The sequence below is a fragment of the Streptomyces sp. NPDC006294 genome, assembly GCF_042870895.1.
Classification (GTDB): domain Bacteria; phylum Actinomycetota; class Actinomycetes; order Streptomycetales; family Streptomycetaceae; genus Streptomyces.
The window spans coordinates 95,752-122,649 of record NZ_JBIAHV010000014.1 but is presented as its reverse complement, the minus strand read 5'-3'; the positions used below and the strand labels follow the sequence as shown (position 1 = coordinate 122,649).

The 26,898-nt window shown below is 72.9% G+C and carries 29 protein-coding genes; 14 read left to right on the top strand and 15 right to left on the bottom strand.

Annotated elements, in window-relative coordinates; translation table 11 throughout:
* Positions 1-48 precede the first annotated feature (48 nt).
* Together ACFYOP_RS24935 and ACFYOP_RS24930 are read left to right on the top strand one after the other, a co-directional pair.
* The gene (locus tag ACFYOP_RS24935; RefSeq protein ID WP_356893522.1) at positions 49-309 is read left to right on the top strand and encodes a hypothetical protein; all 261 of its coding nucleotides are present in this window, start codon (positions 49-51) and stop codon (positions 307-309) included.
* A 109-nt stretch (positions 310-418) separates the two neighbouring features.
* On the top strand, positions 419-1,345 hold the full coding sequence (locus tag ACFYOP_RS24930; protein WP_356893524.1) for an SDR family oxidoreductase: 927 nt from the start codon (positions 419-421) through the stop codon (positions 1,343-1,345).
* Positions 1,346-1,391: 46 nt separating this feature from the next.
* Here the strand turns inward: ACFYOP_RS24930 and ACFYOP_RS24925 are convergent, their stop codons facing one another.
* Positions 1,392-2,249, bottom strand: a complete 858-nt coding sequence (locus ACFYOP_RS24925; RefSeq protein WP_356893526.1) for a class II fructose-bisphosphate aldolase — start codon at positions 2,247-2,249, stop codon at positions 1,392-1,394.
* A gap of 50 nt (positions 2,250-2,299) precedes the next feature.
* Complete coding sequence (locus ACFYOP_RS24920; RefSeq protein WP_356893528.1) at positions 2,300-3,256, bottom strand: SIS domain-containing protein; 957 nt, start codon at positions 3,254-3,256, stop codon at positions 2,300-2,302.
* Between the two features lie 325 nt (positions 3,257-3,581).
* Here ACFYOP_RS24920 and ACFYOP_RS24915 point away from each other — a divergent pair, with 325 nt between their 5' ends.
* Entirely contained in the window at positions 3,582-4,379 is a 798-nt protein-coding gene (locus ACFYOP_RS24915; RefSeq protein ID WP_356893530.1) for a DeoR/GlpR family DNA-binding transcription regulator, read from the top strand.
* A 92-nt stretch (positions 4,380-4,471) separates the two neighbouring features.
* On the opposite strand, the gene ACFYOP_RS24910 is transcribed toward ACFYOP_RS24915, so the two are convergent.
* Both ACFYOP_RS24910 and ACFYOP_RS24905 read right to left on the bottom strand, forming a co-directional pair.
* The gene (locus ACFYOP_RS24910; protein ID WP_356893532.1) at positions 4,472-5,464 is read right to left on the bottom strand and encodes an NEW3 domain-containing protein; all 993 of its coding nucleotides are present in this window, start codon (positions 5,462-5,464) and stop codon (positions 4,472-4,474) included.
* A gap of 36 nt (positions 5,465-5,500) precedes the next feature.
* On the bottom strand, positions 5,501-6,940 hold the full coding sequence (locus ACFYOP_RS24905; RefSeq protein ID WP_356893534.1) for a Gfo/Idh/MocA family oxidoreductase: 1,440 nt from the start codon (positions 6,938-6,940) through the stop codon (positions 5,501-5,503).
* 247 nt (positions 6,941-7,187) lie between these two features.
* Between ACFYOP_RS24905 and ACFYOP_RS24900 the strand changes: the two genes are divergently transcribed.
* On the top strand, positions 7,188-8,231 hold the full coding sequence (locus tag ACFYOP_RS24900) for a substrate-binding domain-containing protein (protein WP_356893536.1): 1,044 nt from the start codon (positions 7,188-7,190) through the stop codon (positions 8,229-8,231).
* Positions 8,232-8,448: 217 nt separating this feature from the next.
* Here the strand turns inward: ACFYOP_RS24900 and ACFYOP_RS24895 are convergent, their stop codons facing one another.
* From ACFYOP_RS24895 to ACFYOP_RS24875, 5 genes are all read right to left on the bottom strand, one after another.
* Positions 8,449-9,159: a sulfite exporter TauE/SafE family protein gene (locus ACFYOP_RS24895; protein ID WP_356893538.1), complete on the bottom strand. Its 711-nt coding sequence runs from the start codon at positions 9,157-9,159 to the stop codon at positions 8,449-8,451.
* Positions 9,156-10,679: an amidohydrolase family protein gene (locus ACFYOP_RS24890; protein ID WP_356893540.1), complete on the bottom strand. Its 1,524-nt coding sequence runs from the start codon at positions 10,677-10,679 to the stop codon at positions 9,156-9,158. Before ACFYOP_RS24890 ends, ACFYOP_RS24895 begins: the two co-directional genes overlap by 4 nt.
* The gene (locus tag ACFYOP_RS24885; protein WP_356893542.1) at positions 10,676-12,232 is read right to left on the bottom strand and encodes a uracil-xanthine permease family protein; all 1,557 of its coding nucleotides are present in this window, start codon (positions 12,230-12,232) and stop codon (positions 10,676-10,678) included. The genes ACFYOP_RS24890 and ACFYOP_RS24885 overlap by 4 nt, the downstream gene beginning before the upstream one ends.
* A 171-nt stretch (positions 12,233-12,403) precedes the next feature.
* Positions 12,404-12,886, bottom strand: a complete 483-nt coding sequence (locus ACFYOP_RS24880; RefSeq protein ID WP_388452807.1) for a hypothetical protein — start codon at positions 12,884-12,886, stop codon at positions 12,404-12,406.
* Positions 12,887-12,957: 71 nt separating this feature from the next.
* Positions 12,958-13,818, bottom strand: coding sequence for an alpha/beta hydrolase (locus tag ACFYOP_RS24875; protein WP_356893743.1), 861 nt, complete (start codon positions 13,816-13,818; stop codon positions 12,958-12,960).
* Between the two features lie 56 nt (positions 13,819-13,874).
* Between ACFYOP_RS24875 and ACFYOP_RS24870 the strand changes: the two genes are divergently transcribed.
* The 6 genes from ACFYOP_RS24870 (at position 13,875) to ACFYOP_RS24845 (ending at position 18,515) form a co-directional block, all read left to right on the top strand.
* Positions 13,875-14,450 (top strand): TetR/AcrR family transcriptional regulator, encoded by a 576-nt coding sequence (locus ACFYOP_RS24870; protein ID WP_356893544.1) that lies wholly within the window; start codon positions 13,875-13,877, stop codon positions 14,448-14,450.
* Positions 14,451-14,513: 63 nt separating this feature from the next.
* On the top strand, positions 14,514-15,419 hold the full coding sequence (locus ACFYOP_RS24865; protein WP_356893546.1) for a carbohydrate kinase: 906 nt from the start codon (positions 14,514-14,516) through the stop codon (positions 15,417-15,419).
* A 118-nt stretch (positions 15,420-15,537) separates the two neighbouring features.
* Positions 15,538-16,050, top strand: a complete 513-nt coding sequence (locus tag ACFYOP_RS24860; RefSeq protein ID WP_356893548.1) for a hypothetical protein — start codon at positions 15,538-15,540, stop codon at positions 16,048-16,050.
* A gap of 172 nt (positions 16,051-16,222) precedes the next feature.
* A complete protein-coding gene (locus ACFYOP_RS24855; RefSeq protein WP_356893549.1) occupies positions 16,223-16,783 on the top strand; it encodes a hemerythrin domain-containing protein in 561 nt (186 codons plus the stop codon).
* A 176-nt stretch (positions 16,784-16,959) separates the two neighbouring features.
* Positions 16,960-18,039, top strand: a complete 1,080-nt coding sequence (locus ACFYOP_RS24850) for a dihydrodipicolinate reductase (RefSeq protein ID WP_356893551.1) — start codon at positions 16,960-16,962, stop codon at positions 18,037-18,039.
* The gene (locus ACFYOP_RS24845) at positions 18,036-18,515 is read left to right on the top strand and encodes a carboxymuconolactone decarboxylase family protein (protein WP_356893553.1); all 480 of its coding nucleotides are present in this window, start codon (positions 18,036-18,038) and stop codon (positions 18,513-18,515) included. Before ACFYOP_RS24850 ends, ACFYOP_RS24845 begins: the two co-directional genes overlap by 4 nt.
* 18 nt (positions 18,516-18,533) lie before the next feature.
* Here ACFYOP_RS24845 and ACFYOP_RS24840 read toward each other — a convergent pair whose 3' ends face one another.
* Positions 18,534-20,186, bottom strand: a complete 1,653-nt coding sequence (locus ACFYOP_RS24840) for a GMC oxidoreductase (protein WP_356893555.1) — start codon at positions 20,184-20,186, stop codon at positions 18,534-18,536.
* A 178-nt stretch (positions 20,187-20,364) separates the two neighbouring features.
* Between ACFYOP_RS24840 and ACFYOP_RS24835 the strand changes: the two genes are divergently transcribed.
* Positions 20,365-20,733, top strand: coding sequence for a DUF4180 domain-containing protein (locus tag ACFYOP_RS24835; protein WP_356893557.1), 369 nt, complete (start codon positions 20,365-20,367; stop codon positions 20,731-20,733).
* A 49-nt stretch (positions 20,734-20,782) separates the two neighbouring features.
* On the opposite strand, the gene ACFYOP_RS24830 is transcribed toward ACFYOP_RS24835, so the two are convergent.
* Positions 20,783-21,118 carry a YnfA family protein gene (locus tag ACFYOP_RS24830; protein ID WP_356893559.1) on the bottom strand — a complete coding sequence of 112 codons (336 nt, stop codon included), beginning with the start codon at positions 21,116-21,118 and terminating at the stop codon, positions 20,783-20,785.
* Between ACFYOP_RS24830 and ACFYOP_RS24825 the strand changes: the two genes are divergently transcribed.
* Positions 21,117-21,434 carry a hypothetical protein gene (locus ACFYOP_RS24825; RefSeq protein WP_356893749.1) on the top strand — a complete coding sequence of 106 codons (318 nt, stop codon included), beginning with the start codon at positions 21,117-21,119 and terminating at the stop codon, positions 21,432-21,434. The two genes, ACFYOP_RS24830 and ACFYOP_RS24825, sit on opposite strands and share 2 nt — an antisense overlap.
* A gap of 36 nt (positions 21,435-21,470) precedes the next feature.
* Here the strand turns inward: ACFYOP_RS24825 and ACFYOP_RS24820 are convergent, their stop codons facing one another.
* The 3 genes from ACFYOP_RS24820 to ACFYOP_RS24810 are packed head-to-tail and all read right to left on the bottom strand — an operon-like array spanning position 21,471 to position 22,977.
* Positions 21,471-21,644: a rubredoxin gene (locus ACFYOP_RS24820; protein WP_356893561.1), complete on the bottom strand. Its 174-nt coding sequence runs from the start codon at positions 21,642-21,644 to the stop codon at positions 21,471-21,473.
* On the bottom strand, positions 21,641-21,811 hold the full coding sequence (locus ACFYOP_RS24815; protein ID WP_356893563.1) for a rubredoxin: 171 nt from the start codon (positions 21,809-21,811) through the stop codon (positions 21,641-21,643). The genes ACFYOP_RS24820 and ACFYOP_RS24815 overlap by 4 nt, the downstream gene beginning before the upstream one ends.
* Positions 21,808-22,977, bottom strand: a complete 1,170-nt coding sequence (locus ACFYOP_RS24810) for an alkane 1-monooxygenase (protein ID WP_356893565.1) — start codon at positions 22,975-22,977, stop codon at positions 21,808-21,810. Before ACFYOP_RS24810 ends, ACFYOP_RS24815 begins: the two co-directional genes overlap by 4 nt.
* A 120-nt stretch (positions 22,978-23,097) precedes the next feature.
* On the opposite strand from ACFYOP_RS24810, the gene ACFYOP_RS24805 reads away from it, so the two are divergent.
* A complete protein-coding gene (locus ACFYOP_RS24805) occupies positions 23,098-23,691 on the top strand; it encodes a TetR family transcriptional regulator (protein ID WP_356893567.1) in 594 nt (197 codons plus the stop codon).
* Between the two features lie 36 nt (positions 23,692-23,727).
* On the opposite strand, the gene ACFYOP_RS24800 is transcribed toward ACFYOP_RS24805, so the two are convergent.
* Complete coding sequence (locus ACFYOP_RS24800) at positions 23,728-24,291, bottom strand: DUF2470 domain-containing protein (protein WP_356893569.1); 564 nt, start codon at positions 24,289-24,291, stop codon at positions 23,728-23,730.
* A gap of 382 nt (positions 24,292-24,673) precedes the next feature.
* Here ACFYOP_RS24800 and ACFYOP_RS24795 point away from each other — a divergent pair, with 382 nt between their 5' ends.
* On the top strand, positions 24,674-26,650 hold the full coding sequence (locus ACFYOP_RS24795; RefSeq protein WP_356893571.1) for a hypothetical protein: 1,977 nt from the start codon (positions 24,674-24,676) through the stop codon (positions 26,648-26,650).
* Positions 26,651-26,898 lie beyond the last annotated feature (248 nt).

Below are 26,898 nucleotides of genomic sequence, written 5' to 3'. Positions count from 1 at the left end.
GCGCGCCGAAGGCCGGGCCGGACACGCGGCGAGATTCCTGCCGGAGGCGTGTCCACTGCCCGGGACGGAGCCGGAGCCGTGATACCGGGCGCGGCGGGCGCCGTCGCTCTGCTGGCCGCTCTGCTGCTCCCGGCGCTGCTCCTGGGACTGGTGGTCGTGCTGGACCGCTACGAGGAGCGGCTGTTCCCGACGAGCGGCGCACGGGGGCGGCACGCCGCGCGGAAGCCGGTACCGGAGGGCCGTCGCGCGGCGGCCGGGGCGTCCGGCCGAAGCCGCCCGCCGCGACGCAGTGACGCAGCGACGCAGTGACACCCGGAGGCTGTGGCGAACCCCTGCCGGTGATCGACGGCTCCCCGTCCACCCCCTCCGCCCCGTTTGCGGGCATTTCCCGGGCACCGGAGGGTAGGCGGAGACGCCCATGGACGCAGGGACGCGCAGCGAGGAGGAGTCGATCGTGCCCGAGCAGAACGACGAGGCCAGGAACCCGGTGTCGAAGCACCCGCAGCCGGATTTCCCCCAGCAGGAGCAGCAGCACCCGGGCTGGACCGGGCCGATGGACCCGCCACCCGACCACGGCGAGGAGAGCTACCGGGGCAGCGGTCTCCTCCGCGACCTCAAGGCGGTGCTGACGGGCGGCGACTCGGGCATCGGCCGTGCGGTCGCGCTGGCCTTCGCACGCGAGGGCGCCGACGTGCTGTTCACGCATCTCCCGGAGGAGGAGAAGGAAGCGGCGCGCACGCGCGCGCTGGTCGAGGAAGCGGGCCGCAAGGCGGTCGCCGTGGCCTGCGACATCCGGGAGGAGGAGCAGTGCCGGCAGGTGGTCGACCGGGCCGTGACCGAGTTCGGACACATCGACATCCTGGTCAACAACGCGGCCTACCAGATGTCGCAGCCGGACGGGATCAGCGCGATCACCACGGAGCAGTTCGACCGGGTCATGCGCACGAATCTGTACGGCATGTTCTGGCTGTCGAAGATGTCGCTGCCGCACATGCGCCGGGGCGGCTGCATCATCAACTCCACGTCCGTACAGGCCTACAAGGCCAGCCCGCATCTGCTCGACTACGCCATGACGAAGGGCGCGATCGTCACCTTCACCCAGGGGCTGGCGCAGATGGTCGCGTCGGACGGGATCCGCGTCAACGCCGTGGCGCCCGGGCCCGTATGGACACCGCTGATTCCCGCGACCATGCCGGACACCGCCGAGTTCGGCAAGCAGTCGCCGCTCGGCCGGCCCGCGCAGCCCGCGGAGATGGCGCCCGCCTATGTCTTCCTCGCGTCACCGCAGGCGAGCTACATCACGGCCGAGATCGTCAACGCGACGGGCGGGACTCCGCTGCCCTGACCGGCCGCTCCTCCCCCTGGCCCGCACTGCCCCTCCCCCTTTTCCCTCACTGACCCGCTCCCTGGCCGCGCCCGCCGTCCAGTACGCGCAGCAGTCGGGCCACCTCCGTGGCGACGGCGTCGCGGGCGGGGCCGAGGTACTTGCGGGGGTCGACGGACTCGGGACGGGCTTCGAGGAAGTCGCGGGCGGCCCGGGTGAACACCTTGTTCAGCTGGGTGGCGATGTTCACCTTGGTCATGCCGGCCTCGACGGCCTTGGTGAGGCCCGGGTCCCCGACGCCGGAGGAGCCGTGCAGGACGAGCGGCACGCTCACGGCGTCCCGCAGCCGGGTGATCAGCTCGAAGTCGAGGACGGCGTCGCGGGTGAGCATGGCGTGCGAGCTGCCCACGGCGACCGCGAGAGCGTCGACGGCGGTGGCGGCGACGAAGTCGCGCGCCTCTCCGGGATCGGTGCGTACGCCGGGGGCGTGCGCACCGTCCTTGCCCCCGACCTCGCCGAGTTCCGCCTCGACCCATACCTGCTCGGCGTGGCAGCGCGCCGCGATCTCCCGGGTCCGGGCCACGTTCGTCGCGTACGGAAGGCTGGAGGCGTCGAACATCACGGAGGTGAAGCCGAGTTCGACGGCGTCGTGCACCAGGTCCGCGGACTGGGCGTGGTCCAGGTGGACGGCGACGGGGGCGCTCGACGCGCGGGCGACGGCGAGCGCCGCGAGCCCGATCGGCGCCAGCGAGCCGTGGTAGCGGACGGTGTTCTCGCTGATCTGCAGGATCACCGGCCGTCCGGCGGCCTCCGCGCCGCGGACGATGGCCTCGGCGTGTTCGAGCTGCACCACGTTGAACGCGCCGACGCCCACGCCGTCCCGCGTCGCGGAGCGGACGATGTCGTCAGTGGGCGTGAGCGGCATGGGCTTCCTCCACGAATGCGGCGGTACGAAGGCGGCGACAAGGGCCCTCGTCAGGCACGGCTGTTCTCCAGGACGACGGACCGGGTGAGGTTGCGGGGCCGGTCGGGGTCCTGGCCGCGCGACACGGCGATGAGGACCGCGAGCCGCTGGGCGCGGACGAGGTCGGCGAGCGGGTCGAGGTCCGGGCCGGTGCCGCTGCCGGTGGAGTCGGCGACGAGGGATCCGCCGACGCGTGCGACGTCGTCCGCCAGGCCGTGCGGGAGCGGGCCGAACGCCCAGACGACGCGACCGGGACCGGTGATGCTGATCGGGCCGTGCCTGTACTCCATCGCCGGGTACGCCTCGGTCCAGGCGCCGGCGGCCTCCCGCATCTTCAGCCCGGCCTCCAGTGCCAGGCCGTGGGTCCAGCCGGTACCGAGGAAGGTGAACTGCTCGGCACCGCACACGGCGGCGTCGAGCGGCTCCACGACGGCCCGTTCGGCGTCGCGGATCGCGTCGTCGAGGGTCCGTACGCCGGCGGGCAGGGCGTCCTCCGCCTCCAGGTGGGCGCGCAGCAGCGCGAGGTTGGCGCTGGCGAACCGGGTCTGGACGACGGACTCCTCGTCGGCGAAGTCCAGTACGGCGACGGCGTCGGCCGCCCGCATGACGGGGGTCGCGGGGTCGGCGGTGATCGCCCCGGTGGGCACCGTGCCCTTCACCCGGTGCAGCAGGTCGAGGACCTCGGTGGTGGTGCCGGACCTGGTGATGGCGAGGACCCGGTCGTAGCGGCGGCCGTGCGGGAACTCGGAGGCGGCGAAGGCGTCGGTCTCGCCGTGACCGCCGCTCTCGCGCAGGGCGGCGTAGGACTGGGCCATGAACCAGGAGGTTCCGCAGCCGACGACGGCGACGCGCTCCCCGCGGCGGGGCAGGGCCGCGGTGTGCCGGGGCAGCGACTGGGCGGCCTGCCGCCATACGGCGGGCTGGGTGGCGATCTCGGCCGAGGTGCGGGAGGAGGTCTGGGCGGACACAGTGGCGTACTCCTTCGGGGAAGGGCGGGGCGGTGTCGGCTACGGCTGGGGCCAGGACCGGTCTACTGCACCGAACCGGCGGTGGGCCCGGACGCCACCTGGCGTTCGGTGAAGGCGAACACGCGCCTGTCGGCAGGGACACCATGCCTCATCTGCATGAAGCTGCGCAATACGCGTCCCTTTCGAGCAATTACGAGCAGCCTGCCCCCGTCCCGTCGGCGGAGCGTTGTGCGAACGTTGCCGTGATGCCCTCGCTCCACCTGCTCGCTCCGCGTCCCTTAGCGTGTCGAGAGCGCAGGGACCGATGCCCGAAGGAGTCCGACACATGTCCAAACACGAGCGGTGGAGCAGACTGCTGGAGTTGCTGGCCGCCGAGGGCAGGCTGGACGTCGAGGACGCCGCGACGGCCCTGGAGGTGTCGCCCGCGACCATCCGGCGGGATCTGGACGAGCTCGCCGAGCAGCAGATGCTGGTCCGCACCCGGGGCGGAGCCGTCGCGCACGGCGTCTCCTACGAACTGCCCCTGCGCTACAAGTCCTCCCGGCAAGCCTCCGAGAAGCAGCGCATCGCCGCGGCCGTCGCCGAGCTCATCGGCGAGGGCGACGTGGTGGGTCTCAACGGGGGCACCACCACGACCGAGGTGGCGAGGGCGCTGGCACTGCGCGCCGGAGCGGGCCGGCGGGACTCGCCGGACGCGTCCGGCCCCTCGCTCACCGTCGTCACCAACGCGCTCAACATCGCGGGCGAGCTCGCCGTGCGCCCCCAGATCAAGATCGTGGTCACCGGCGGTGTGGCCCGGCCCCAGACGTACGAACTCGTCGGCCCCCTGACCGTGGGGGTGTTGAACGAGGTCGTCCTGGACGTCGCCGTCCTCGGCGTCGACGGCGTCGACCCCCGGCTGGGCCTGATGACCCACCAGGAGGACGAGGCCAGCATCAGCCGGCTCTTCGCCGAGCGGGCGCGCCGCGTCATCGTGGTCACCGACTCGTCGAAGATGGGCAGGCGCGCCTTCGCCAGGATCTGCGGGCTGGACCGCGTCGACGTCCTGGTGACCGACTCGGCGCTGTCCGCCGACATGGCGGCCCGGCTCGCCGAGGCCGGCATCAAGGTCCACGCCGTCTGACACGGTCAGCGCGGACCGCGGACGACGCCGGCGGCCCCCCGCACGAGTGCGACGGGCCGCCGGCGGCCGTGAGGCGGGGACACCCGGACAGGTCAGGGAGCGATCGCCATGTCGAAGACGTGGATGTTCCCGTTGCTCGGCAGGACCACGAACTCCACCTGCTTCGCGGGGTCCAGCGGGATCGAGTGGGCGAAGATCCGGTACGCGATGCCCGCGTTCCCGTACCCGTTCGGCCGGTTGCGGCCGTCGGACGAGGCGACCAGGGTCGCGCCATGGGCGTTCGCGGGGTCGAACGACCAGTTGGGGAAGCCGAACGAGCCGGTGCCGCTGGTGCCGTCCGTGTAGTACACGGTGGCGCTGCCCACCGCTCCGCCGGTGACGCCGGAGCCGAGGAAGACCAGCTTGCTCCCCTGGCCGGTCATGGTGATCGCCTGGCCGGTGCCGGACACGTTGCCCTTGGTGCCCGGCGCCGCGTCGGGCCAGGTCAGTTCGGCGCCCAGTGCCTTCACCGGGGCACCCGGCGTGAGGCCCACGTCGGCGAGCCTCTGCGCGGAGAAGCTGTTGCCGTCACCGTCGTAGTCGCCCGGCGCGGTGTCGCTCTCGTCGGTGACGCCCACGTTGTTGTAGGCGGCGGCGAGGTTCGCCAGCGGGGTGCCGCTCGTCCGGGTGCGGGCGCCCGTCGCGGAACCGGCGCCGTCCCCGCCCTGGTAAGTGGCTCTGGCGGTGAAGGTCCGTACGGTGAATCCGGACCGCTGCTCCGGCACCTGGATCCGGAACTCGGCGGCGGCGGTGGCGCCGGCGGCGAACGTACCGGCGAAGCTGCGCGCCGCCGGCTGTACGGCCCAGCCGGCGGGGCCCTTGAACGACACCTCCAGGGACCGCATCCGGTCGGGTCCGGCGTTCTTGACCGTCACCGTCACCGAAGAGACGGCCGGTCCGTCCAGGTCGACCGGGGAGATCGTCACCTCGGTCGCCGCGGCGGCCGGGACGGGTTCCGGTTCGGCGGCGACCGCGGGGACTGGCAGCGTCGCTGCCGCCGCCACCGCCATGGCTCTGAGAGAGATGATCAGTCCGGCTGGTCTCACTGACTGCTCCTTCGGTCGGGGGGCGGGTGGGGGCACTCAGGCGACGGGGGGCATCTCGGAGGTGCGGGAGTCCAGGCCCATGCGCAGATTCACCCAGGAGCCCCGGGTGAAGTCGGGGACCTGGACGGGACGGCCGCCCGCCGCGAGGGACTTGACGCTCAGCGGCACCGGCGCGCACCAGGCGGCGGAGTCGTAGACGTCGATGTCGGGGACGAGTCCGGCCCGCATCAGCTGGACGGTGCGCCACTGCAGCACGTAGTCCATGCCGCCGTGGCCGCCGTTGTTCGCGGCGTCGTCGCCGATCTTCTTCCAGAGCCAGTGGTCGAACTCCTTGCGGTACGCGTCGAACGACCTCCACGCGTGGCCGCTGTGGTCGGGCTCGACGTAGATGCGGCCGCCGCCGGTCGCCATGACGCCCGCGTAGTCCTCGAAGATGCCGCGGCTGCCGGCCAGGCTGTTGATCCGGCTGTACGGGCGGGGCGAGCTGACGTCGTGCTCGGCCCTGATGACCCGGCCCTTCGCGGTGTCGATCAGGCAGGTGACGAGGTCGCCGTTGATGTAGGTCTCGTTCCACGAGGGGTGGGACCTCGGGACGAACCGCTCGCGGTAGTCGGCCAGCCCCTTGGGCTCGGTCGCGGTGGCCCGCAGCACCGTCATACGGTCGCCGCGGTTGATGTCCATGGCGGCGGCGACCGGCGCGAGACCGTGCATCGCGTAGAAGGAGGCGGTGCTGCGGGTGTGCCACAGGCGCCGCCAGGCGTCGGTGTAGTACGTGTCGGAGAAGAGCAGGGCGCGCAGGTCGTGCAGATAGCCGCCGTGGCCGTTGGTGACGTCGCCGAACAGGCCCTCGTGCGCCATCTTCAGCATCGCCAGCTCGTTGCGCCCGTAGGAGCAGTTCTCCGCGAGCATCAGATGGCGGCGGGTGCGCTCGGAGGTGTCGACGAGGTCCCACAGCTCGTCCAGCTCGGTGGCGACGGGCAGTTCCACGATGACGTGCTTGCCGGCCAGCAGCGCGTCCTTGCCCTGGTGGTAGTGGAACTCCCAGGGCGTCGCGATGTAGACGAGGTCGATGTCGTCGCGCCGCAGCAGCTGCGCGTACGACTCGTCGGAGCCGCCGTACTCGGCGGGGCGCGGCTTTCCGTCGGCGGCCAGCCGGTCGGCGGTGCGCCTGGCCCGGTCCGCGCGGATGTCGCAGACGGCGGTCACGGTGCAGCCGGGGACGGCGGACCAGCCCCGGCTCATCCCGGAGCCCCGGTTGCCGAGCCCGATCACGCCGACGCGGACGGTCCGGTGGACGTCGTAGGGCACGTCGATCATGGACTTCTGGCCCGGCCCGCGCCGGGGTGTCGGTGCCGGCGCCGCCGTGTCCCGGGCGAGGGGTGCGGCCTGCGCGAAGCCGGCGCCGGCGGCCAGCGCCCCGGTGGCCACAGCTCCTCCCAGAAGCAATCGGCGTGAGACTGCGGGAATTTCGGGCATGAGGGCACGCTCCTCGGTCCGTGATTCGGCATCACTGGCGGGGAAGACTCTGGCGGGATCGGCGCAGGCATGTCAATAGTTGTTCATAAGGCCGCCGTTCCGAACAAGAACAAGCATGATGAGGGGGTTCAGAAGCGCTGTGCGCCCTTCTCGGCGCTGTGCGGGGCGGCCCGGCCGCCACCACGGTGCGGCAGGTCGGCGAAGATGGTCGTGTCCCCGTCCCCGTATGCGAGGAGCGTCAGCGCAGATGCCCACTTCCGGTTCCGGCTCGAGACCGCCGACGATCGCCGACGTGGCACGCCTCGCCGGCGTGTCGCGCACGACGGTCTCCCACGCCCTGAACGGGCTCGGCAAGGTCGACCCCCGGACGCGGGAGCGCATCAAGCAGGTGGCCCAAGAGCTCGGCTACCGCCCCAATCTGCGGGCGCAGCGGCTGCGGCGCGGGCAGGCGAAAGCCATCGCGCTCGCCTCCTCGATGCCGTTCGCGGTGGCGGGCGGCCCGTCACGGCTCGGTTTCTACATGGAGGTCGCGGCGGCGGCCGCGGAGAGCGCCCTGCTGCACGGCTACGCGCTGGTACTCGTACCGCCGGTGCGGTCCGGCTCCGCGCTCTACTCCGTCGACATCGACGGGGCGATCGTCGTCGAGCCGGACGCCGACGACGCGGCGGCGGCGCAACTGCGGGAGCGGGGGCTGCCGTACGTGGCGCTCGGCCGGCCGGTGTCGCCCGACGACGACGCGCCGTACGTGGACCTGCGCGGCGGTCGTGTGGCGGAGCTGCTGCTGACCCACCTTCACGAACAGGGCGCCGCACGGCCGGCCCTGATCATCGGTTCCGGCTCCCGGCACTCGTCCGTGGACGCGCTCGCCGCGTACGAGCGAGTCGCCGAGGAGCGCGGCTGGACGCCGGTCGTGGCGAGGGCTCCCGAGTCGGGCGGCGAGCAGGCCGGGTACGAGCAGTGCGCCGCCCTGCTCGCCGAGCATCCCGAGGTGGACGCGGTCTGCGCCCTGGTGGACGCCTTCGCGGTGGGCGCGGTCCGGGCGATCCGGGACAGCGGACGTGCCGTGCCGGACGACGTCATGGTCGTCACCCGCTACGACGGCCTGCGCGCCCGCACCTGCGAGCCGCCGCTGACGGCGGTCGACCTGCATCTGGACCGGGCGGCGTCCGACGCGGTGGAACTGCTGCTGGGACGGCTGCGCGGTGACACCGCCACCGCGGCGGTGGCGGTGTCACCCGAACCCCGGGTGATCGCGCGGGCGTCGTCGATGCGGGCCCCACGCCCGGCGTGAACGCGGCAGGGGGGCCGCGCACGGCGTGCGACCGCCAGGACCGCGCACGGCAAGAACCGGCCCGGGACCGCCCACGGCGGGGGCCCAGCAGAACCGCGCACGTGATGAACGCGGCAGGGCCGCACACGGCGTGGACCCGCCACGGCCGCGCACAGCCTGACCCCGGCCCGGGCCGCGCACGGCAGGGACCGGCCCGGGAGCACCCCCTGCCCGCCGGTCAGAGGCCGAGCATCAGAACCAGCCCGGAGACCAGCGCGAAGACGAGCACGAACAGCCGCATCCTGCGCGCGTCCAGCCGGTGGTGCACCAGGCGGCTCAGCCACGCACCGGCGGCGATCGCCGGCAGCAGCGCGGCCGCCTGCCCGAGGTCCGTGCCCTGCGCCTTGCCCGCCGCGAACAGCAGGGCGAGCGAGGCCACTTCGCCTATGAGGAAGCACACGGCGACCGTGGAGCGCAGTTCGGCCGGCGGCCGGTGCTGGTAGACCAGCGCGAGCGGCGGCCCGCCGACACCGGTCGCGGTCTCCGTCAGCCCGGTCACCGCACCGGCACCGACATAGGCGGCCCGGCCCGGAGTGAAGGCGGGGGCGGCCAGGCTCACGACCGCCGCCAGCACCGTGGCGATCCCCACGAGCAGGCCGAGGCTGCGTTCCGGGACCAGCCAGAGCAGCGCCAGCCCTGCGGGGGTGGCCGCGAGCCGTGCGCCGGTGATCCAGCCCGCGCCGCGGAGGTCGAGCGACGCCCGTTCGCGCCAGGCCACGTACGCGTTGAGCGGGATCATCGACGCGAGGACGAAGACCGGGAGCAGGCCGGGATCGAGGATCCCGGCCACGGGCGCGACGATCAGGGCGAACCCGAGCCCACTGCTGCCCTGGACGAACGCGGCGACGGCCACCGTGACGGCGAGAACCGCCAGCGTCTCGGTACTCACTGAGCCGGGCTCCCGTCCCGGGCCGGGCGCTCCCGGGCCGAGGGGTTCCCGATCGCCGGAATCCCGTCCCGGGCTGACGGCTCGCCCATCGGGCTTCGCTCGCCCGCCGGACCCGGCCTCCGCGAACGGCTCAGCTCGCGTGCCGCTGTGGAGGTGGGGTGCACCCGGGTGATGGGCGCCCTCCCCACGGTGGCACGGGCCAGGTCGGCCGCCCGCCGTACCAGCGCGGGCCCGTCCCAGTCGGTGGGAAGTCCGCGCCACACGCGCAGGCGCCCGGCGACGAACACGGCCGTGATCTGGTCCCGGTTGCCGCGCCGGACCAGTTCCCACGGCAGGTCCCAGGAGAGCGCGAGCTCCGGCGTGTCCACGTCGACGAGAAGGAAGTCGGCCGCCAGTCCCTCCGCGACGGTGCCGGTGCGGGTTCCGAGGCCGACCGCGTCCGCGCCGCCGCGGGTGGCGTGCTCCAGCCAGGTCCAGCCTGCGCCGCACGACGAGTCGCCGGTGACCAGCCCGTACGCGAGCCGCTGGGCGAACTCGGCGGCCTCGGCGAGCCGGAACCCGTCGCCGCGGGTGCCGTCGGTGCCGAGCCCGAAGCGGATGCCGCGCTCGGCCATGGCGGTGGCGGGTGCGACGGCGTTGCCCTTCCAGGCGCTGGCGACGGGGTTGTAGCTGACCGCGGTCCCGGTGTCGGCGAGCAGGGTGAGTTCGCGCGGTGTGAGGAGGGTGGCGTGCGCGGCGAGCAGTTGGGGGCCGAGCGCACCGATTCGGTCCAGGTGCTCGAGGGGGCGGAGCCCGTGCCGTACCAGGGAGCGCTCCACACCGGCGAGATGTTCGTTGACGTGGATCTGTACGACGGCCCCGGCCTCGGCGGCCAGGCGGGCGGTGGCGTGCAGGGTCCGGTCGGTGGCCGCCTCGGGGACGGAGACGGCGAGCGAGGGGTGGACGAGCGGGTCGCCGGCGTAACGCGCGAGGTGCTTCTCGGCGTTCCTGAGGACACCGGGGTCCGCGTCGTCGGCGACGTCCGCGTCCTGCGCGTCGTTGCAGACGAGTCCGAGGACACAGCGGATCCCGGCGTCGCGCGCCGCCGAGGCGACCACGTCGACGTCGACATCGGCGCGGGTGCCGGCGTCGGCGACGGTGGTGAAGCCGCCGCGCAGCGCTTCGAGCGCCGCCAACTTGGCTGCGGTGTAGGCGGATTCCTCGTCGAGCGTGCTCTCCAGCGGCACCCATACCCGGCGGAAGATCTCCGAGGGTTCCCCGAAGGCCAGTGCGGAGCCGAAGCTCTGCGTGAGGTGGTGGTGGGCGTCGACGAAGCCGGGCATCAGCAGCCGGCCGGGCAGCCGTACGGCGTTCAGCTGCGGATATCTGTGCTGGAGCTCGTCCGCGGGCCCTACGGCCTCGAAGCGTCCGGCGTCGACCACGACGGCCCAGCCGTCGAGGGGGCCTTCGGGCAGCAGGACCGCGCGCGGTACCAGGAGGAGCGGGCCGGGGCCGGCGAGGAGTTGGTCGGACTGGTTCATCGGTCGCTTTCCGTGCGTGCGGTGGCCAGGCGGGCGGTGATGCCGGGCCTGACATGGTGGAAGAGGATGTTGAGGACGGCGGCGACGAACGCGCCGACGGCGACCCCGCTTTCGAGGAGGATCCGGACGTTCGGCGGGAAGCCGCCGTACACGCCGGGGACGAGGATGGGCAGCAGCCCGAGCGCGAGGGCGACGGCGCAGATGAAGGTGCTGGTGTGCTTGTCGAGGTCGGAGCGGCCGAGCATCTGAATGCCGAGCACGGTGATGACGGCGAAGACGACCATGGCGGTGCCGCCGACGACGGCGGACGGGATGACGCTGATCGCGCGGGTGACGGGCGCGAGGAACCCGATGCCGATGAGGACGACGCCGGCCGCGGCGGTGACGAAGCGGCTGCGGACGCCGGTGACGCGGACGATGCCGATGTTCTCGCCACTGGTGACCATGAGCGGCAGTCCGAAGAACCCGCCGAAGAGCGAGGTGAGCGCGTCGCCTCTGACGGTCTTCGGTACGTCGGTCCGCTTGTCGATCTCCTTGCCGACGGCTTCTGCGTTGATCACGGTCTGACCTGTGGCCTCCGCCATGGAGGCGAGGCTGTAGAGCATCAGCGGCAGCGCGGCGACGAGGTTGAACTCGGGCGAGCCGAAGGGCATCAGCTGCGGCAGGTTCACCAGTCCGCCGTCGGTGGCACGGCCGAAGTCGATCGCGCCGGCCGCGGCGGACAGAGCGGTACCGGCGAGCAGGCCCAGCATGACGGCGAGTTGCCGCAGGACGCCGGTGAAGAGCAGATAGAACACGACGGTGAATCCGATGGTCGCCATGCCGAGGCCGAGGTTCACCGGGTCGGCGAAACCGGGCTGGCCGGGACGGCCGGTGACCAGGACCGCGCCGACCTTCACCAGGTTGACGCCGACGATGACGATCATCGTGCCGATGACGAGGGCGGGGAAGTACGCGAGCAGCCGGGAGAAGACCGGCAGCACGACGAAGTAGAAGACCGCCGTGAGGATGACGGCGCCGGCGGCGGTGCGCAGGCCGTGCTGTTCGGCGATCGCGAGGAACAGGATGAGCGGTGCCCCGCCCGGCAGCATCACGAACGGCAGCCGCGGCCCGAACTTCCAGGGGCCGAGCGACTGGATCAGTGACCCGACGCCGGAGAGCACGAAGGCCGCGGAGAGCAGATCGACGGTCAGCGACGCGTTGAGCCCGAGGGTGGCGCTCATCAGGAAGATCGCCGAGATGGGCGTGGCGGCCATGACGAGGACGTGCTGGATGCCGAAGAGCAGGATGCGCCCGAGCGGGCGCGACTCGTCGACGGGGTGGACGGCGCCGGCGGTACCGGCGCGGCCGGCCTCGTCGGCGTCCTCGGCCTCGGGGGCGTGGGACTCCTCGGCGGTGCGGGCGCCGCTGATCCCGGCGGTGCGGGGCTCTTCGACGGGGTGGGCGCTGTCGAGGCCGGCGGACTCCCCGGCGGGGCGGGCCTCGTCGGGACCGGCGCTCCCGCCGGCCTGGGGCTCGTCGGCGGGGCGCGCGGCGCCGGTACCGTCGGGCATGGGTGGGTGACCGGCTCCGGGCCGGGTCTGGCGGGGACTGGACACGTTTCGGGCTCCGTTCGGGCGTACGGCACGCTCGGATGTTCAGCCGCGATCCGGCCCTGGACGGAGAGCCAAATCGATTTGGCCAAATCGATTTGGCCGCCAGTATGTGAGCCCACCGGCCGACCGTCAAGGGCCGGCGAGGAGTCGGTGACCAGGAGGCCCGGGGACGGGCGCTATCCCGCGTCCCCGACCACGAGCCACTGTCCCGCCGCGCCCAGCAGCGCCCGCACGCCGAGTTCGATGGTCGGGCAAGGTGACGTGCATGTCGTGGCCGCAGGCGTGCATGACGGGCACCTCGGCGCCGTCCGCGTCGACACCGGTCCACCTGGAGGCGTAGGGCAGCCCGGTCGCCTCCAGCACGGGCAGTCCGTCCATGTCCGCCCGCAGCGGGACGACGGGCCCGGCCGCGGACCGGAGCACGCCGACCACGCCCGTGCCGCCCACGCGTTCGGTGACCTCCCAGCCCTGGTCCCGCAGCAGCTGCGCGACGACGCCCGCGGTGCGCACCTCCTGGAACGCCGGCTCGGGGTGGGCGTGCAGGTCCTGGTAGAGCTCCCGCAGTGCGGGGAGCCGTGCGTCGAGTCCGGTCAACAGCGGCGTCGCTCTCATCGGCGGGCGCGTACTTTCCACGGCGGCTGGGCGGGATCACGGCGGTCCCGCGGGATCACGCAGCCACTGTGTCAGCCGGCCGGGTCTTCGCGGCGTGGGTTGGGTGACTCCTTGATGAAACGGCGCAGTTCGGCGCAGAGGGCGCCGGGGTTGTCGAGCGGGACGAGGGTGCGGGCGCCCGGAATCTCGACGTACTCGCCGCGGGGCAGCAGATCGGCGAGCCGCCGGCCGGTCGCGGGCGGCATCATCCGGTCCTCGGCGCCCCAGGCGACGAGCGCGGGGCCGCGGAACCCGCGCAGCCGCTCCGCCGCCCGCAGATAGGTGTCCTTGCGGGTGCTGCGCAGGAAGGCGTCGAAGTCCCGCCGGATCCGCCGGTCCGCGAGCAGCGGCCCGTACCAGCGGCGGACCATCGCGTACGGGATGGGGTGCTTCGCCATGCCGCCGAGCGCGTTCGGCAGCCGGACCAGGAAGGGCACCCGGAAGGACTGCAGCAGCAGAAAGATGCCGCCGGGAATCCGGGACAGTGCCTGCAGGGTCCTGCCCTGCACGCCGGGCGGGTAGTTCTCCAGCGCCTCGCACGAGGTGAGCACGAGCCGGTGGACCCGCTCGTCCCGTACGCCGACGAGCAGTTGGGCCGTCCCGGCGTCGTTCTGTACGAGCGTGACGTCCCGCAGGTCGAGCCGTTCCAGGAACTCGGCCACCAGGTTCGCCACGCCCTGTGCGGACACGTCGGCGCCGGGGTTCATCGGTGTGCGGTGGCTGCCGAGCGGCAGGACGGGCACCACGACACGGAAGTCGGCGCTCAGCTCGTCCGTCACCCGGTCCCACACCGAGTCGTCGAAGGCGAGGCCGTGCAGCAGGACGACGACCTCACCGCTTCCCCCGGTGTCCCGGTACGCGATGGTCCCGGCACTCAGCTCGATCTCCGACATCGGCATCTGCCCGACCCTCCTACTGGATTGATCGATCTAGTGAGAGACTAGCCGAGATGAGAACGACGGGCGATACCAGAGCGCGCATCCTGACCGCGGCGACCGAGCTCTTCCGGCGCCAGGGGTACACGGCGACCGGCATGAAACAGATCCTCGCCACGGCGGACGCCACCTACGGCTCCGCGTACCACTTCTTCCCCGGCGGCAAGACGCAACTGGGCGAGGAGGTGGTCCGCACCTCCGGCGCGGCCTACCTGGGACTGATCTCCGAGCTGTTCCAGGACCGGGGCACCGGCCCGGCGGAGACCACCGCCCGGGCGTTCACCGGTGCCGCGCAGACCCTGCTCGACCTCGACTTCGCCGACCCGTGTCCCATCGCGACCATCGCCATGGAGGTCGCCGGGACGAACGAGACCCTGCGACTGGCCACGGCGGAGGTGTTCGCCTCCTGGACCGAGGCCCTCGCCGGCTACTACGGCTCCTGCGGCGTCGCCGAGCCCCGCGCGACGGCGACCGCCGTGCTCGCGCTCCTCGAGGGCGCGTTCATGCTGGGCCGCGCCGCCCGCTCCACCGCACCCGTCCTCGCCGTCGCCCCCGCGGCCGCGGCCATCGTCCGCGCCGCCGCCGGATGATCCCCACGTGACCACGACGAGCTCCGTGCCCATGCGTTCCGTACCCCTGAAAGGAGACGCCCCGTGATCGTCGTCGCCGGTGAGGCCCTGATCGACCTGGTGCCGCAGACCGGCGGCGGGCCGCCGGCGCCGTTGCTGCCCGCCCGGGGCGGCGGCCCGTACAACACCGCGATCGCGCTCGGCCGGCTCGGGGCCCGGGTCGCCTTCTGTTCCCGGATCTCCACCGACGCCTTCGGCGAGTCGCTGACCGAGCGGCTGCGCGAGGAGGGCGTCGGGCTCGAACTGGTGCAGCGCGGTCCTGAGCCGACCACGCTGGCCGTCGCGTCGATCGGCGCCGGCGGCGCCGCCGCCTACACCTTCTATGTGGAGGGCACCGCCGACCGGCTCTTCGAGCTGCCGCCCGAGCTGCCCGCCGCCACCCGCGCGCTGTCGCTGGGCACCTGCTCGCTGGTGCTGGAGCCGGGGGCGAGCGCGTACGAGGAGCTGATGCGCCGGGAGGCCGGACGGGGCGTCTTCGTCGCGCTCGACCCGAACATCCGACCCGGTCTCATTCCGGACGCGGACGCCTACCGGGCCCGGTTCAAGAACTGGCTTCCCCATGTCTCGCTGCTCAAGCTGAGCGAGGAGGACGCGGACTGGCTCGGCGCCGACGCCCGGGAGCTGGTGACCGCCGGTCCCGCCGCGGTCGTGATCACCCACGGGGGCGACGGGCTGACCGTGCTCACCCGCGGTGGGACCGCCGTCTCCGTCCCCGCCGAGCGGGTCGAGGTCATCGACACCATCGGGGCGGGCGACACGGTGAACGCGGCACTCCTGCACGCCCTGGCCGAGCGGGACCTGCTGGCCCCGGACGCCGTGGCGTCGCTGTCGCCGGGCGGCTGGCGGGAGGTGCTGGGCCTCGCCGCCAGGGCCGCGGCGCTCACCTGCGCGAAGGCGGGGGCGGAGCCTCCGTACGCCCGCGAGCTGTAGCACGGCCCGGCTGTGGCACCGCGGCGTGACGTACGTCATTTGCCGCTGCGGACGACGGCGGTAGTTTCGCCTCACCATCCCTGAAGCCTCACCCCTTCTTCCGAAACGGGCGGCCGCTGTGCATGCTGATCTGTCGCCGCTCATAGCCGCGACCACCACCTGGCTGACCCGCGCCTACCCTGCGGTCGGCGGGGCGATGGCCTCCGCGCTGTGCGAGGCGCAGGCGCGACAGGCGGTCACGGTCGCCGCGCTGCTGCGGTATCCGACGCCGATGGACGCCTCCCTCGCCGCCCTGGCCGGCCCGGGCGGCTCCGGCAGGCTCGACGGTCTGAGCGACACGGGCCACGCAGGCGGCGACTCACCGCAGGAGCATGCCTGGCGGAGCTGGGTGGACGAGGTCGTCGCGAGCTGGGCGGCCTGTCTGCTCGGCAGCCCGGAGCTCGCCGCCGACGCGGTGGCCGGGCTCGCGGAGGAGGTCCCCGGGGTGTACCGGCGGCTGGTCTCGCCCGACGGGAGCGACCGGCGGGCGGCCGCGCTGCTGCGCCATCCGGACCTGCTGGCCCCGGTCGCCGAGCTGCACGGTGAGCAGCTCCGTACGAGGCTCCGCGCCGCCGTCCCCGACGTGGCCTGACGCGCGCGGACCCGCTGCGCGAAGAGATCGCGGACCGGTCATGAAATCCACCGGGTGGCCGCCGCCCGGTGCGCGCGCCGGAGCAGGGCACCCGCGTTAGGGTCGCCGGTGAGGCGGGGCAGCCAGGCCCGTGGGGGGATTCTTCGCAGCGAGCGAGAGAGGACGCCAGGACATGGGACACGGCGGAAACGTCATCCAGGAGTTGACGGCCGACCACCGCGAGGTCGACCAGCTGTTCGCCGAGATCGACGCGTTGGGCCCCGGGGCCCCCGGGCGCCGGGAACTGGCGGACGAGCTGACCAAGGAACTCGTGCGGCACTCGGTCGCCGAGGAGGAGTACCTGTACCCCGCGGTCCGCCGCTTCGTGGACGACGGTGACGACCTGGCGGACCAGGAGGTCGCCGACCATGCCGAGGTCGAGCGTCTGTTGAAGGAGCTGGAGGGCTGCGACGCGGGCGACCCCCGTTTCGACACCCTGATCACGCAGCTGAAGACATCGGTCACCTCGCACGTCTCCGACGAGGAGAAGCGGCTGTTCCCGCTGCTCGCCGAGTCGTGCAAGCCCGAGTTCCTGATGGAACTGGGAGAGAAGGTCCGCCGGGCCAAGGAGACCGCCCCGACCCGCCCGCACCCCTCGACCCCGGACACGCCGCCGGCCAACAAGCTCCTCGCCCCCGGCATGGGCATGGTGGACAGGGTCCGCGATCTCCTCACGAGCCGCGGCAAGGGCTGACCACCGCAGCGCACAGCGCGTCCCGGGAGCCCGGCCCCGAGCGGGGGCCGGGCTCCTCGCCGTGCGCGTCGTCAGCGCCGGTGCAGGTGCCGGGTGGGTGTGTCGCACGGGTATCGGTCGCATTGCCCGGTGCGCGGCACTGGGAACCTGCGGACCCCGGCGCTACCCTCCGCCGCATGATTCCGACCGTGGTGTGGGGTACGGGCAATGTCGGCCGCGCTGCCATCCGCGCCGTGGCGGCCCATCCTGCCCTCGGCCTGGCGGCCGTGGTGGTCCACAACCCGGCGAAGTCCGGCCGGGACGCGGGCGAACTCGCCGGTCTCGGACGGGAACTGGGCGTCGCGGCCACCGACGACTCCGGCGCGGTCCTGGCCGCCCGCCCCCGTGCGGTGGTGTACGCGGCGTCCGGCGACGTCCGGCCCGACGACGCCCTCGCGGACGTGCTGCGGGCGGTCCGGGTGGGGGCGGCGGTCGTCACGCCGTCGCTGTACGGGCTCTACGACCGGCGGGGCGCCCCGCCGGAGCTGCGGGAGCCGGTGCTGGCCGCGATCAAGGAGGGCGGCGGTTCGCTGTTCGTCTCGGGCGTCGACCCCGGCTGGGGCAACGACGTGCTGCCGCTACTGGTCAGCGGGCTCGCCACCACGGTGGACGCCGTCCGCTGTCAGGAGATCTTCGACTACTCCACGTACGACCAGCCCGACTCGGTCCGGCAACTGATCGGCATGGGGCAGCCGATGGAGTACCGGCCGCCGATGCTCGCGCCGTCCGTCCCGACCATGGTGTGGGGCGGGCAGATACGGCTGATGGCGAGGGCGCTCGGCGCGGAGGTGGACGAGATCCGGGAGACCGTGGACCGGTGCCCGCTGGACACCCGGGTGAGCACCCGGTCGATGGGCGGGTTCGAGGCGGGCACCCAGGGCGCGGTGCGGTTCGAGGTGCAGGGCGTCGTCGGCGGGGAGCCCCGCATCGTCGTCGAGCACATCACCCGTATCCATCCGTCCTGCGCGCCCCACTGGCCCTCGCCGCCCGACGGGGCCGGCGCCCACCGGGTGGTCATCGAGGGCCGTCCGCGGATCGAGGTGACGGTCTCGGCCACCGACGAGGACGAGAACCGGTCCGCGGGCGGGAACGCCACCGCGGCGGGCCGGCTGGTGAACGCCGTCGACTGGCTGGTTGCCGCCGGCCCCGGACTGTACGACGCGCTCGACGTCCCGCTGCGCCCCGCGGCCGGCCGACTCGGAAGGAGACCGCTGTGAACATCGACGTCCCCGAGGGCAGGAACCCGATCGAGTACGTATGGGGCGAGATGGTTCCGGGCATCGGGCCCGCCGCCGCGGACTTCTCCCTGGCGGTCTACGCCCATACGACGCTGGCGCTGCGGGAGTTCGAGGCCGCGCGGCTGCGGATCGCGCAGATCAACGGGTGCCTGTTCTGCCTCGGCTGGCGGACCGATCGCGACGGGCAGCGGGTCGAGGACTCGTTCGCCGACGCGGTGACCCGGTGGCGCACCACCGACGCCTTCGACGACCGCACCAGGCTGGCCGCCGAATACGCCGAGCGGTACGCCCTGGATCACCACGGTCTGGACGACGCGTTCTGGGCGCGGATGACCTCGCACTACAGCCAACTCGAGATCGTGGAGCTGAGCATGAGCATCGGCTCCTGGCTGGCGTTCGGCCGTCTCAACCACGTGCTGGGCCTGGACGCCGCGTGCGCCCTGCCCGGGCATTGAGTTCGGCGCCGCGCGCGGTCACAGGTCCTTGGCGATGATCGCTTCGATGTTCCGCTCGGCGAGGGCCGTGATGGTGACGAACGGGTTGACGCTCGCGTTCCCGGGGATCAGCGCGCCGTCGATGACGTACAGCCCCCGGTAGCCGTGCAGCCGGCCGTGGTTGTCCGTGGCCCGGTCCAGCACCGCGCCGCCGAGCGGGTGGTAGGTGAGGTGGTCGCCCCAGATCTTGTACGCGCCGAAGAGGTCGGTCCGGTAGATCGTCCCTTCCTTGGCGTTGATCCTGTCGAAGACGGTCCGCGCGGCGTCGATCGACGGCTGCTTCCACGCGGTGCGCCAGTCCAGGTCCACCCGTCCCGCCGCGGCGTTCCAGGTGAACGCGGCCCGGTGCGGATTCCTGGTGATGGACAGATAGAACGAGGCGTAGGTCTCGATCCCGGTCGGCAGCGGCGCCACTTCGGCGAACACCCCGCCGGCGGCCCAGTTGTCGATGCCGGCCGTGGGCATGGCGGACTGGAGGCTGCCCGTCGCGTCCCACATGTGGTTGGCGCGGCCGCACATGACGTTGCCGTTGTCGCCCCAGCCCCTGCCGGTCTCGTCGTTGAGAGCGGGCAGCGCACCGGTGGCCTTCAGTCTGGTCAGCAGCTTGCTGGTGCCGACGCTGCCGGCCGCGAAGAACACCTTGTCCGCGGTGACGGTCTTGGTCTCCGCGACGGTTCCGGCGGTGTCGATCCGTCCGATGCGGACGGTGTAGCCGCCGCCGGCCGCCGGGGCGACCGAAGTGACCTGGTGGAGCGGCGAGATGGTGACCCGCCCGGTGGCCAGGGCACGGGCGAGATAGGTCTTCCGCAGGGTCTTCTTGCCATGGTTGTTGCCGAACAGGACCTCGCCCGCCAGCGCCGAGCGGGGAACGGCGCCGGCCGCTTCCTGTTCCATGTAGTCCCAGTCGTACACATTGGGCACGAGGACGAACGGGAAGCCGGAGCGCTCCGCGTGCTTACGGCCGACCCGGGCGTACTGGTAGCAGGCGGCGCTCTCCCACCAGCCCTGGTCCACCAGGCCGACGCCGAGCCCGGCGTTGGCGCGCGGGTAGTAGACGTCGTACATCTCGTCGGCGTCCACGGTGGGCAGGACGGCCGGGAAGTTCTCCCGCCGGGGCGTGACCGCCATGCCGCCGTTGACGAGCGAGCCGCCGCCGACGCCCCGGCCCTGGTAGACGGTGATGCCGCCGAACTCCTCGGCGTCCAGGATCCCGGTGTACCGGGGGACGTCCGTGTCGAGGGGGAAGCCGAGGAAGTCGCTCAGCGGCTGTCTGGTCCTGGTGCGGAGCCAGAACGACCGGTGGTCGGGCTTGGTGGTGTTGGCGAAGATCCTTCCGTCGGGGCCGGGCGTGTCCCAGGCCATCCCCATCTCGGCCATGTGCACCTCGACGCCGGCCCGGGCCAGGCGTAAGGCGGCGACGGAGCCGCCGTATCCGGTGCCGACGACGAGCACCGCGACATGTGCCCCGGAGGCGATGGGCGCGGCGGTGGTAGTGGCGGGCGTGGTCGTTGTGGCGTGGGCCGTCGTCGCGCCGGCGAGGAGTGCGCCGCCGAGAACGGAACCCGTTCCAGTGATGAGGTCACGGCGGGACACACCCCGAACGGGCCTGCCCTGCGCGAGGCAAGGGTTCATGTGATGTTCCTCACTCTTCGATGAAGGGGAACATGTTCTACTGCCGCCCGTGTGGGAAGTCACGGCATACCGATGGGTAACGTCCGGCCGGAGGCGTGCGGGCGCGCCGGGCAAGTGGACTGGTCTAGATTGTGGGTCGGACAGGTCAGCGATCACATCGACCGGACGGGGGCCCACAGTGACGGACGTCGTGGAGGAGCGGAGCGGTGTGCAGGTCCTGATGTGCGATCCGGCGGGGCCGAAGGTGGCCACCACGCAGGACGCGCTGGACCTCGTCGGCGCGGTCTTCCTCGGTGCCGAGATGGTGGCCGTGCCCGCGGAGCGGCTGGACGAGCAGTTCTTCTCGCTGGGCACCCGCTTCGCGGGCGAGGTCATGCAGAAGTTCGCCAACTACCGGCTCCGCCTGGCCGTCGTGGGCGACATCTCCCGCCACCTCGAAGCCAGTTCGGCGCTGCGCGCCCTGGTCCACGAGTCGAACCGGTCCGACCACATCTGGTTCGTGCCCGATGTCGACGCGCTCGACGCCCGTCTGAAGGCCCTGGCCTGAAAGCCTGAGAGCCTGCGCCCCACGCGGCATCGCGGCGACGCGACCCCGGTCAGCGGCCGCGGGGCGCGTACATGATCACGGCCATCCCCGCGAGGCACACCAGGGCCCCGATCACGTCGTAGCGGTCGGGCCGGTAGCCGTCGGCGACCATGCCCCACACGATCGAACCGGCCACGAAGATCCCCCCGTACGCGGCGAGGACGCGTCCGAAGTCGTCGTCGCTCTGCAGGGTCGCCACCACGCCGTAGAGGCCGAGGGCGATGACGCCCGCGCCGATCCAGAGCCGGCCGCGGTGCTCCCGGATGCCCTGCCACACCAGCCAGGCTCCGCCGATCTCGAACAGGGCGGCGACGACGAACAGGGCCACGGAACGCGCAACGGTCATGATCCGGCACCCTACCGGCGGCCCCCGCTCCCTCCTTTGCACCGTCACCGCCGGTACGGACCTCAGGTCTACCGCACGCGAGGCCCGCACGGGTCAGCCGATCGGTGGACCCCGCCGGTCCGCGCGGGAAGGCCGGCCGCCACGACGAGGTGAAGCGGCGGAACCGGCCGTCTCCCGCGACGGCCGCACCGGGTACGTCACCGGGGGCTTCACCCGCGACGGCTACTGGAACGGCGTCACGGTCGTGGACCTGGCCTCCGGCGACACCCACCGCCTGGCGGCGGGCGAACGTCCCCTGGGCGTCGCGGTCCTCTGACGTCCGTGCCGGAACACCCGGCGGTCCGGCGGTGGATCAGGCGTGCGTGATCTCGGTCATCTCGAAGTCCGCCTTGGCCGCGCCGCAGTCGGGGCAGGACCAGTCGTCGGGGATGTCCTCCCACCGGGTGCCGGGCGCGATGCCCTCCTCCGGCCAGCCATCGGCCTCGTCGTACACGAACCCGCACACCAGGCACTGCCACTTCTTCATGCGCTCTCCAGATGCTCGAAGTCGATCTTCTCCCGGACGCCGCAGTCGGGGCAGCACCAGTCGTCCGGCACCAGCCGCCACGGGGTGCCCGCCGGGAAGCCCTCGCGGGGCGCGCCGCCTTCTTCGTCGTAGACGTACTCGCAGACGGGGCAGCGGTAGCGGCTCATGCGGCGTCTCCGTAACGGGCGAGGACGGCGGGGCGCCGGGACGGCTGGATGTTGGCGCGGGTGACGTCACCGTCGTAGTGGGCGATGACGCGGGGGTCCATGACGCGGCGCCACAGCGGCGGGAAATAGGCGAGGAGGATCATCCCGGCGTAGCCGGTGGGCAGTTCGGGCGCCTCGTCGAAGTGGCGCAGGGCCTGGTAGCGGCGGGTGGGGTTGGCGTGGTGGTCGCTGTGCCGCTGCAGGTGGTAGAGGAAGACGTTGGTGGCGACGTTGTCGCTGTTCCAGCTGTGCCGCGGTGCGCAGCGCTCGTAGCGGCCGGAGGCGGTGCGTTCGCGCAGCAGGCCGTAGTGCTCGGTGTAGTTGATGACCTCCAGCAGGCAGAAGCCGAAGACCGCCTGGATGAAGAGGTACGGCAGGATGCCGGGTCCGAACGCGGCCGTCAGCGCGCCGAAGAGGGCGAGGGACATGGCCCACGCGTTGAGCACGTCGTTGTGCGGCGTCCACGGACCCTTGCCCAGCCGGCCGAGGCGTGTCCTCTCCAGCTGCCAGGCGGAGCGCAGACTGCCGGTGACGGTGCGCGGCAGGAAGCGCCAGAAGGACTCACCAAGACGGGCGCTGGCCGGGTCCTCGGGGGTGGCCACGCGGACGTGGTGGCCGCGGTTGTGCTCGATGTAGAAGTGGCCGTAACAGGTCTGCGCCAGGGCGATCTTGGAGAGCCAGCGCTCCACCGACTCCTTCTTGTGCCCCAGTTCGTGCGCGGTGTTGATGCCGATGCCGGCCACGCCGCCGAGCGTGATCGTGAGGCCCAGCCGGTCGGGAGGGCCGAGGCCGCCGTGGGTGAGCAGCCAGCACCCCAGGACCAGTCCGGTGTACTGGAGGGGGAGGTAGAGAAAGATGCACCAGCGGTAGTAGCGGTCCTGTTCCAGCCAAGCCAGCGCGCTGTCCGGCGGGTTGGCCGAGTCCTTGCCGAGGAGATGGTCCACGGCGGGGAAGATCACGTACAGCAGGACGACTCCGGTCCACCAGAAGGCGCCGTGTCCGGTGGCCGTCACCAGTCCCCAGGCCAGGAAGGGGAACATCGGCACGATCAGGCCGATCAGCCAGAGGTAGCGCTTGGGGTCGCGCCAGGCGATACGTGCTCCGCCGGCCGCGGTCGTTCCTTCCATGGTTCGGCTCCCACCTTCAAAGACGACACCTGCAAGCCCCGACGTCCAGCATTTAGACAGTCTGACTGAAGAGTGTCAATGGGTTGGGCACGCCTTGGGAATCGCTAGAGTGGGCGCACGATGACACGCTTTCGCGAGAATGTCCGGTCGCTGCTCCGGGAGCAGGTGCTGGACGCGGCCCATGAACTCGTCGCCGCCGAGGGCTGGGCCAAGCTGCGCCTGGCGGCGATCGCGCGCGGGGCGGGGATCAGTCGGCAGACCCTCTACAACGAGTTCGGCTCCAAGGAGGCCATCGGCCGCGCTCTCGTCGAGCGGGAGGCCGAACGGTTCATGGTCGGCATCCAGCGGGAGCTGGACGCGCACGGTGCGGACCTGGAGGCCGCCGTCGCGGCCGGGGTCGGCTTCACCCTGCGGCAGGCGGCCGACAACGCGCTGATCAAGGGCGTGCTCACCAGCGCCCGCGACAGCGGTGAGGACGATCTGCTGTCGTACCTGACGACGAAGCCGGAGCCGGTCTTCAACACGGCGACGGACATGCTCGACACGTACGCGGCCGACGCCTGGCCGGAGATCGAGGCGGAGTCGCGCAGTCTCGCCGTGGAGACGGTCGTCCGGCTGACGCTCAGTCACATCGTCCAGCCCGGCGCCTCCCCCGAGGAATCGGCCCGCCGCATCGCTCAGATCACGGCCCGGGCGGCCCGGCCCCCGCACTGACCCGGGCGTCCGCCCTCGGCACGGCAGGCGGCAGGTTCAGCGACGCCGCGCACGAGCGCGGGCGCGGACCCGGCCGAGGAGAGCCTCCACCTGCCGGCCGACGCCGGTCGCGTCCCGCACCGGGGCCGGAAACGCGATGCGGTGGTCCGCGTAACCGGAGGCGTACTCGCACCGGAGGGTGATCCCGTGGCGGTCCATCGCGAACGGCACGACGCGAACGGCCCCGCGCAGCAGTTCCGGGTCGGCGAGCCGGGCGAGCTGCGCCACGACGTAGCGGTGGTCCTCGTCGAGATGGTTCAGCATCGCGGCCTCCGCACTCGCCAGCGCGTCGGGCTCGGCCCGGTGGAGGTCGTCGGGGCCGACATGCTCCACGAGCCCGTGCCGCCGGATGCTCGCCCGCGCGGTGTCGAGCCGGAGCATCAGGACGCCGGCCGCGGGCTGGGTCACCGACGGCGTGAGCCGGCCGGCGAGGGTGACGCGCGCCCGGACCCGGTCGCGGACGGCGGCGGGGGCGATGTCCGTGAACTCCAGCAGCGCGGCGAGGACTCCATGAACTGACCTAGCACCGCGCGCCCCACGCCGGACCCCTTTCGCACCCATCCGCACGGACGCCGCACGGCCCTGCGTATACGTACACCCGCCGCATCCGGACACGAGCGCGGTCCGGCCGGCGTGCCGCGGCACAGGCCCCCGGCCTCCCCGGACGCCGCGCGACCGCCGGCCGGACACCGCACGCCCGTACCTACAGCGCCCCGCACGCAGGCGCCGGGCCCCGCCCGTGGCGGTCAACCACCCACGGCTGTACGCGCATTCGAATCGTCGTTGCGGAGTGTGATCTGTTGCCCATGGGCGACACCCGGGGAGCACCCGGCGCGTTGGGGGTGCCGTGACGTCGCGGCAGTGACGGTTCTGCACCGCGATTGCCGACGCCGCCGGCGGCCTTGCCGGCGGCCGACGAGATGGACCGACGGGGAGCAGCGAAGTGTGGACAGGTGCCGTCTCGGACGGCGAAGAGCGTGCGGGCAGCGGACCCGTGGCCGGTGGCCCGATCGGAAGGGAGGCGGAGGCATCGCGGCTGAGCGGCCTTCTGGCGGAGTCCCGGCTGGTCACCGTCGCCGGCTGCGTCGGGGTGGGCAAGAGCTGCCTGGCCGCCTTCGTGACCGGGACGACGCGCGGCGACTGGGACCGGGTCCTGCGGGTGCGGCGGCACGGCGCCCGGCCCGGCCCGCCCGGCGCGCTGACCAACGCGGTCCTGCACGCCGCGACGGGCAGGGGGCCGCGGCCGGGCTCGGCGGAGTCCTCCGTGCTCGACGACGTGATGCGCGCGCTGCGCAAGGGCAGGCCGCTGCTGTTCCTCGACGACGCCGACCCCGTTCACCGGGAGGGCGTCGGTCTGGTGCAGGCACTGCTCCACGCCGTGCCGAGGCTGCGGGTGCTGGTCACCTCGCGGCGGCCCCTCGGGCTCGGCGACGAGCGGGTGCTGCGCCTGGCGCCGCTGAGCACCGTGCCGGTGGCCGGCCGCGAGGGTCCGCCGCCGGCGGTGGAACTGTTCCTCGACAGAGCACGCGCCGCGCGGGAGGGCTTCACCGTCGCCGAGGGGGACCTGGACGCGGTGACGGCCGTCTGCCGCAGCGTGGACGGCCTTCCGCTCGCCGTCGAGCTGGCCGCGGCGCAGATGGCGTGCAGCGACCCGCAGGACCTGGCCGGCCTGCTCCGGCACCGCCAGTGCTGGCTGACCAGCCGCCGGGTGGCGCTCCCCCGTCACCGCTCGCTGCGCCGCGCCGTCGCGTCGGCCTATGTGCTGTGCGACCGGGAGGAACGGGTCGTCTGGGCCAGGACCAGCGTCTTCGCCGGTTCCTTCGACGCCTCGGCGGCCGCCTTCATGTGCGCGGGCGGCAGCGTAGCGGCCCACGAGGTGCCCGCCTGTCTCGCGGAACTGGCGGCCACGGGGGTGCTGGAGCCGGTCGGCGACCCCGGAGGGATGGGCGAACCCCGGTACCGCATGGCGCCCGCCGCCCGCGACTTCGGGACCGAACGGCTCGAACAGGCCGGGGAGTTGGCGGTGGCCGAGGACCGGCACGCGATGCACGGCCGGCGGGTGGCGGCGGCGGCCGAGTTCCTGTGGAACAGCGGCCGCCAGCCGCAGGCCGTCCAGCTCGTACGGGAGGAGCGGGACAACCTCGTGGCCATGCTCGACCATGTCCCGCACCAGATCGACCAGCCGGCCCCGCTCCTGGAGGCCGTCGTGAACCTGTGGTTCTGGTGGACGGTCTACGGCTGCGCGGAGCAGGGCCGCCGGTATCTCGAACTGCTGCTGCCGTTGTGCCACGAGGAGCACCCGGCCGTCGTACGGGGCATGTGGCTGGAGGCGTGGCTCACCGCGGGCCGCGACCCCCGGGCGGCCTGCGAACTGCTGCACCACGCGTGGACGGCGGCGGTCATGGCCGGCGACGACGCCACGGTCGGCCGCGTCGCACATGTGCAGGGAGTGCTCGCCATGCACCAGGGCGATCCGGCGGCCGCGGTCGAGCACTTCCAGGAGGCCGTCCGCGCCATCCCGGCCCAGGCGCCCGCCGGGCCCTCCACCGCGGTCAGTCTGGCGGCCCTGGCCGTCGCCCAGTCCGGCGAGGCCCCGGGCGCGGCGCGGCACACCGCCCGCCGGGCCCTCACCCAGCCAGGGGTCCGCATCGACACCTGGGCGTGCGTCGTCGCGCGCTACGCCCTCGCGCTGGCCGATCACCAGGAGGGCCGCAAGGGCCGTGCCCTGCGGCGGGCGCGCAGGACGCTCGCGTCCCTGGACCGCCGCCGGCCCGCTCAGCACGGGACCACGGCCGCGCTGGAGCAGCTGATCGCGGACATCGAGGCCGGCCGTCCGGCGCGCGCCCGGCTCTGCCCCGACTCCCCGACCGGCGCGGCCGTCCCCCTGCCCCGCCTCATCAGCCGGCTTCCCTGCCCCTGACCACCGGCGCTCTGCAGCGGGGGCGGCGCGAGAAGAGGGTGGCGGCTGCCGCACCGACTGGGCAGCCACCACCTCCGCGCCGCCGGGAAGAGCGAGGCACGGGCACCACGCCATGACAGTCGAGGTGGGGGAGCAACTGCCGGCCCTCGGACCTTCGCCACCCCCGGCGGCGTTCACATCATGTCCGCCCCGCGACCCCCGGCAACCGCGATCCGGCCGCCGTCGGTATACGCAATTCCAGGCGGCGA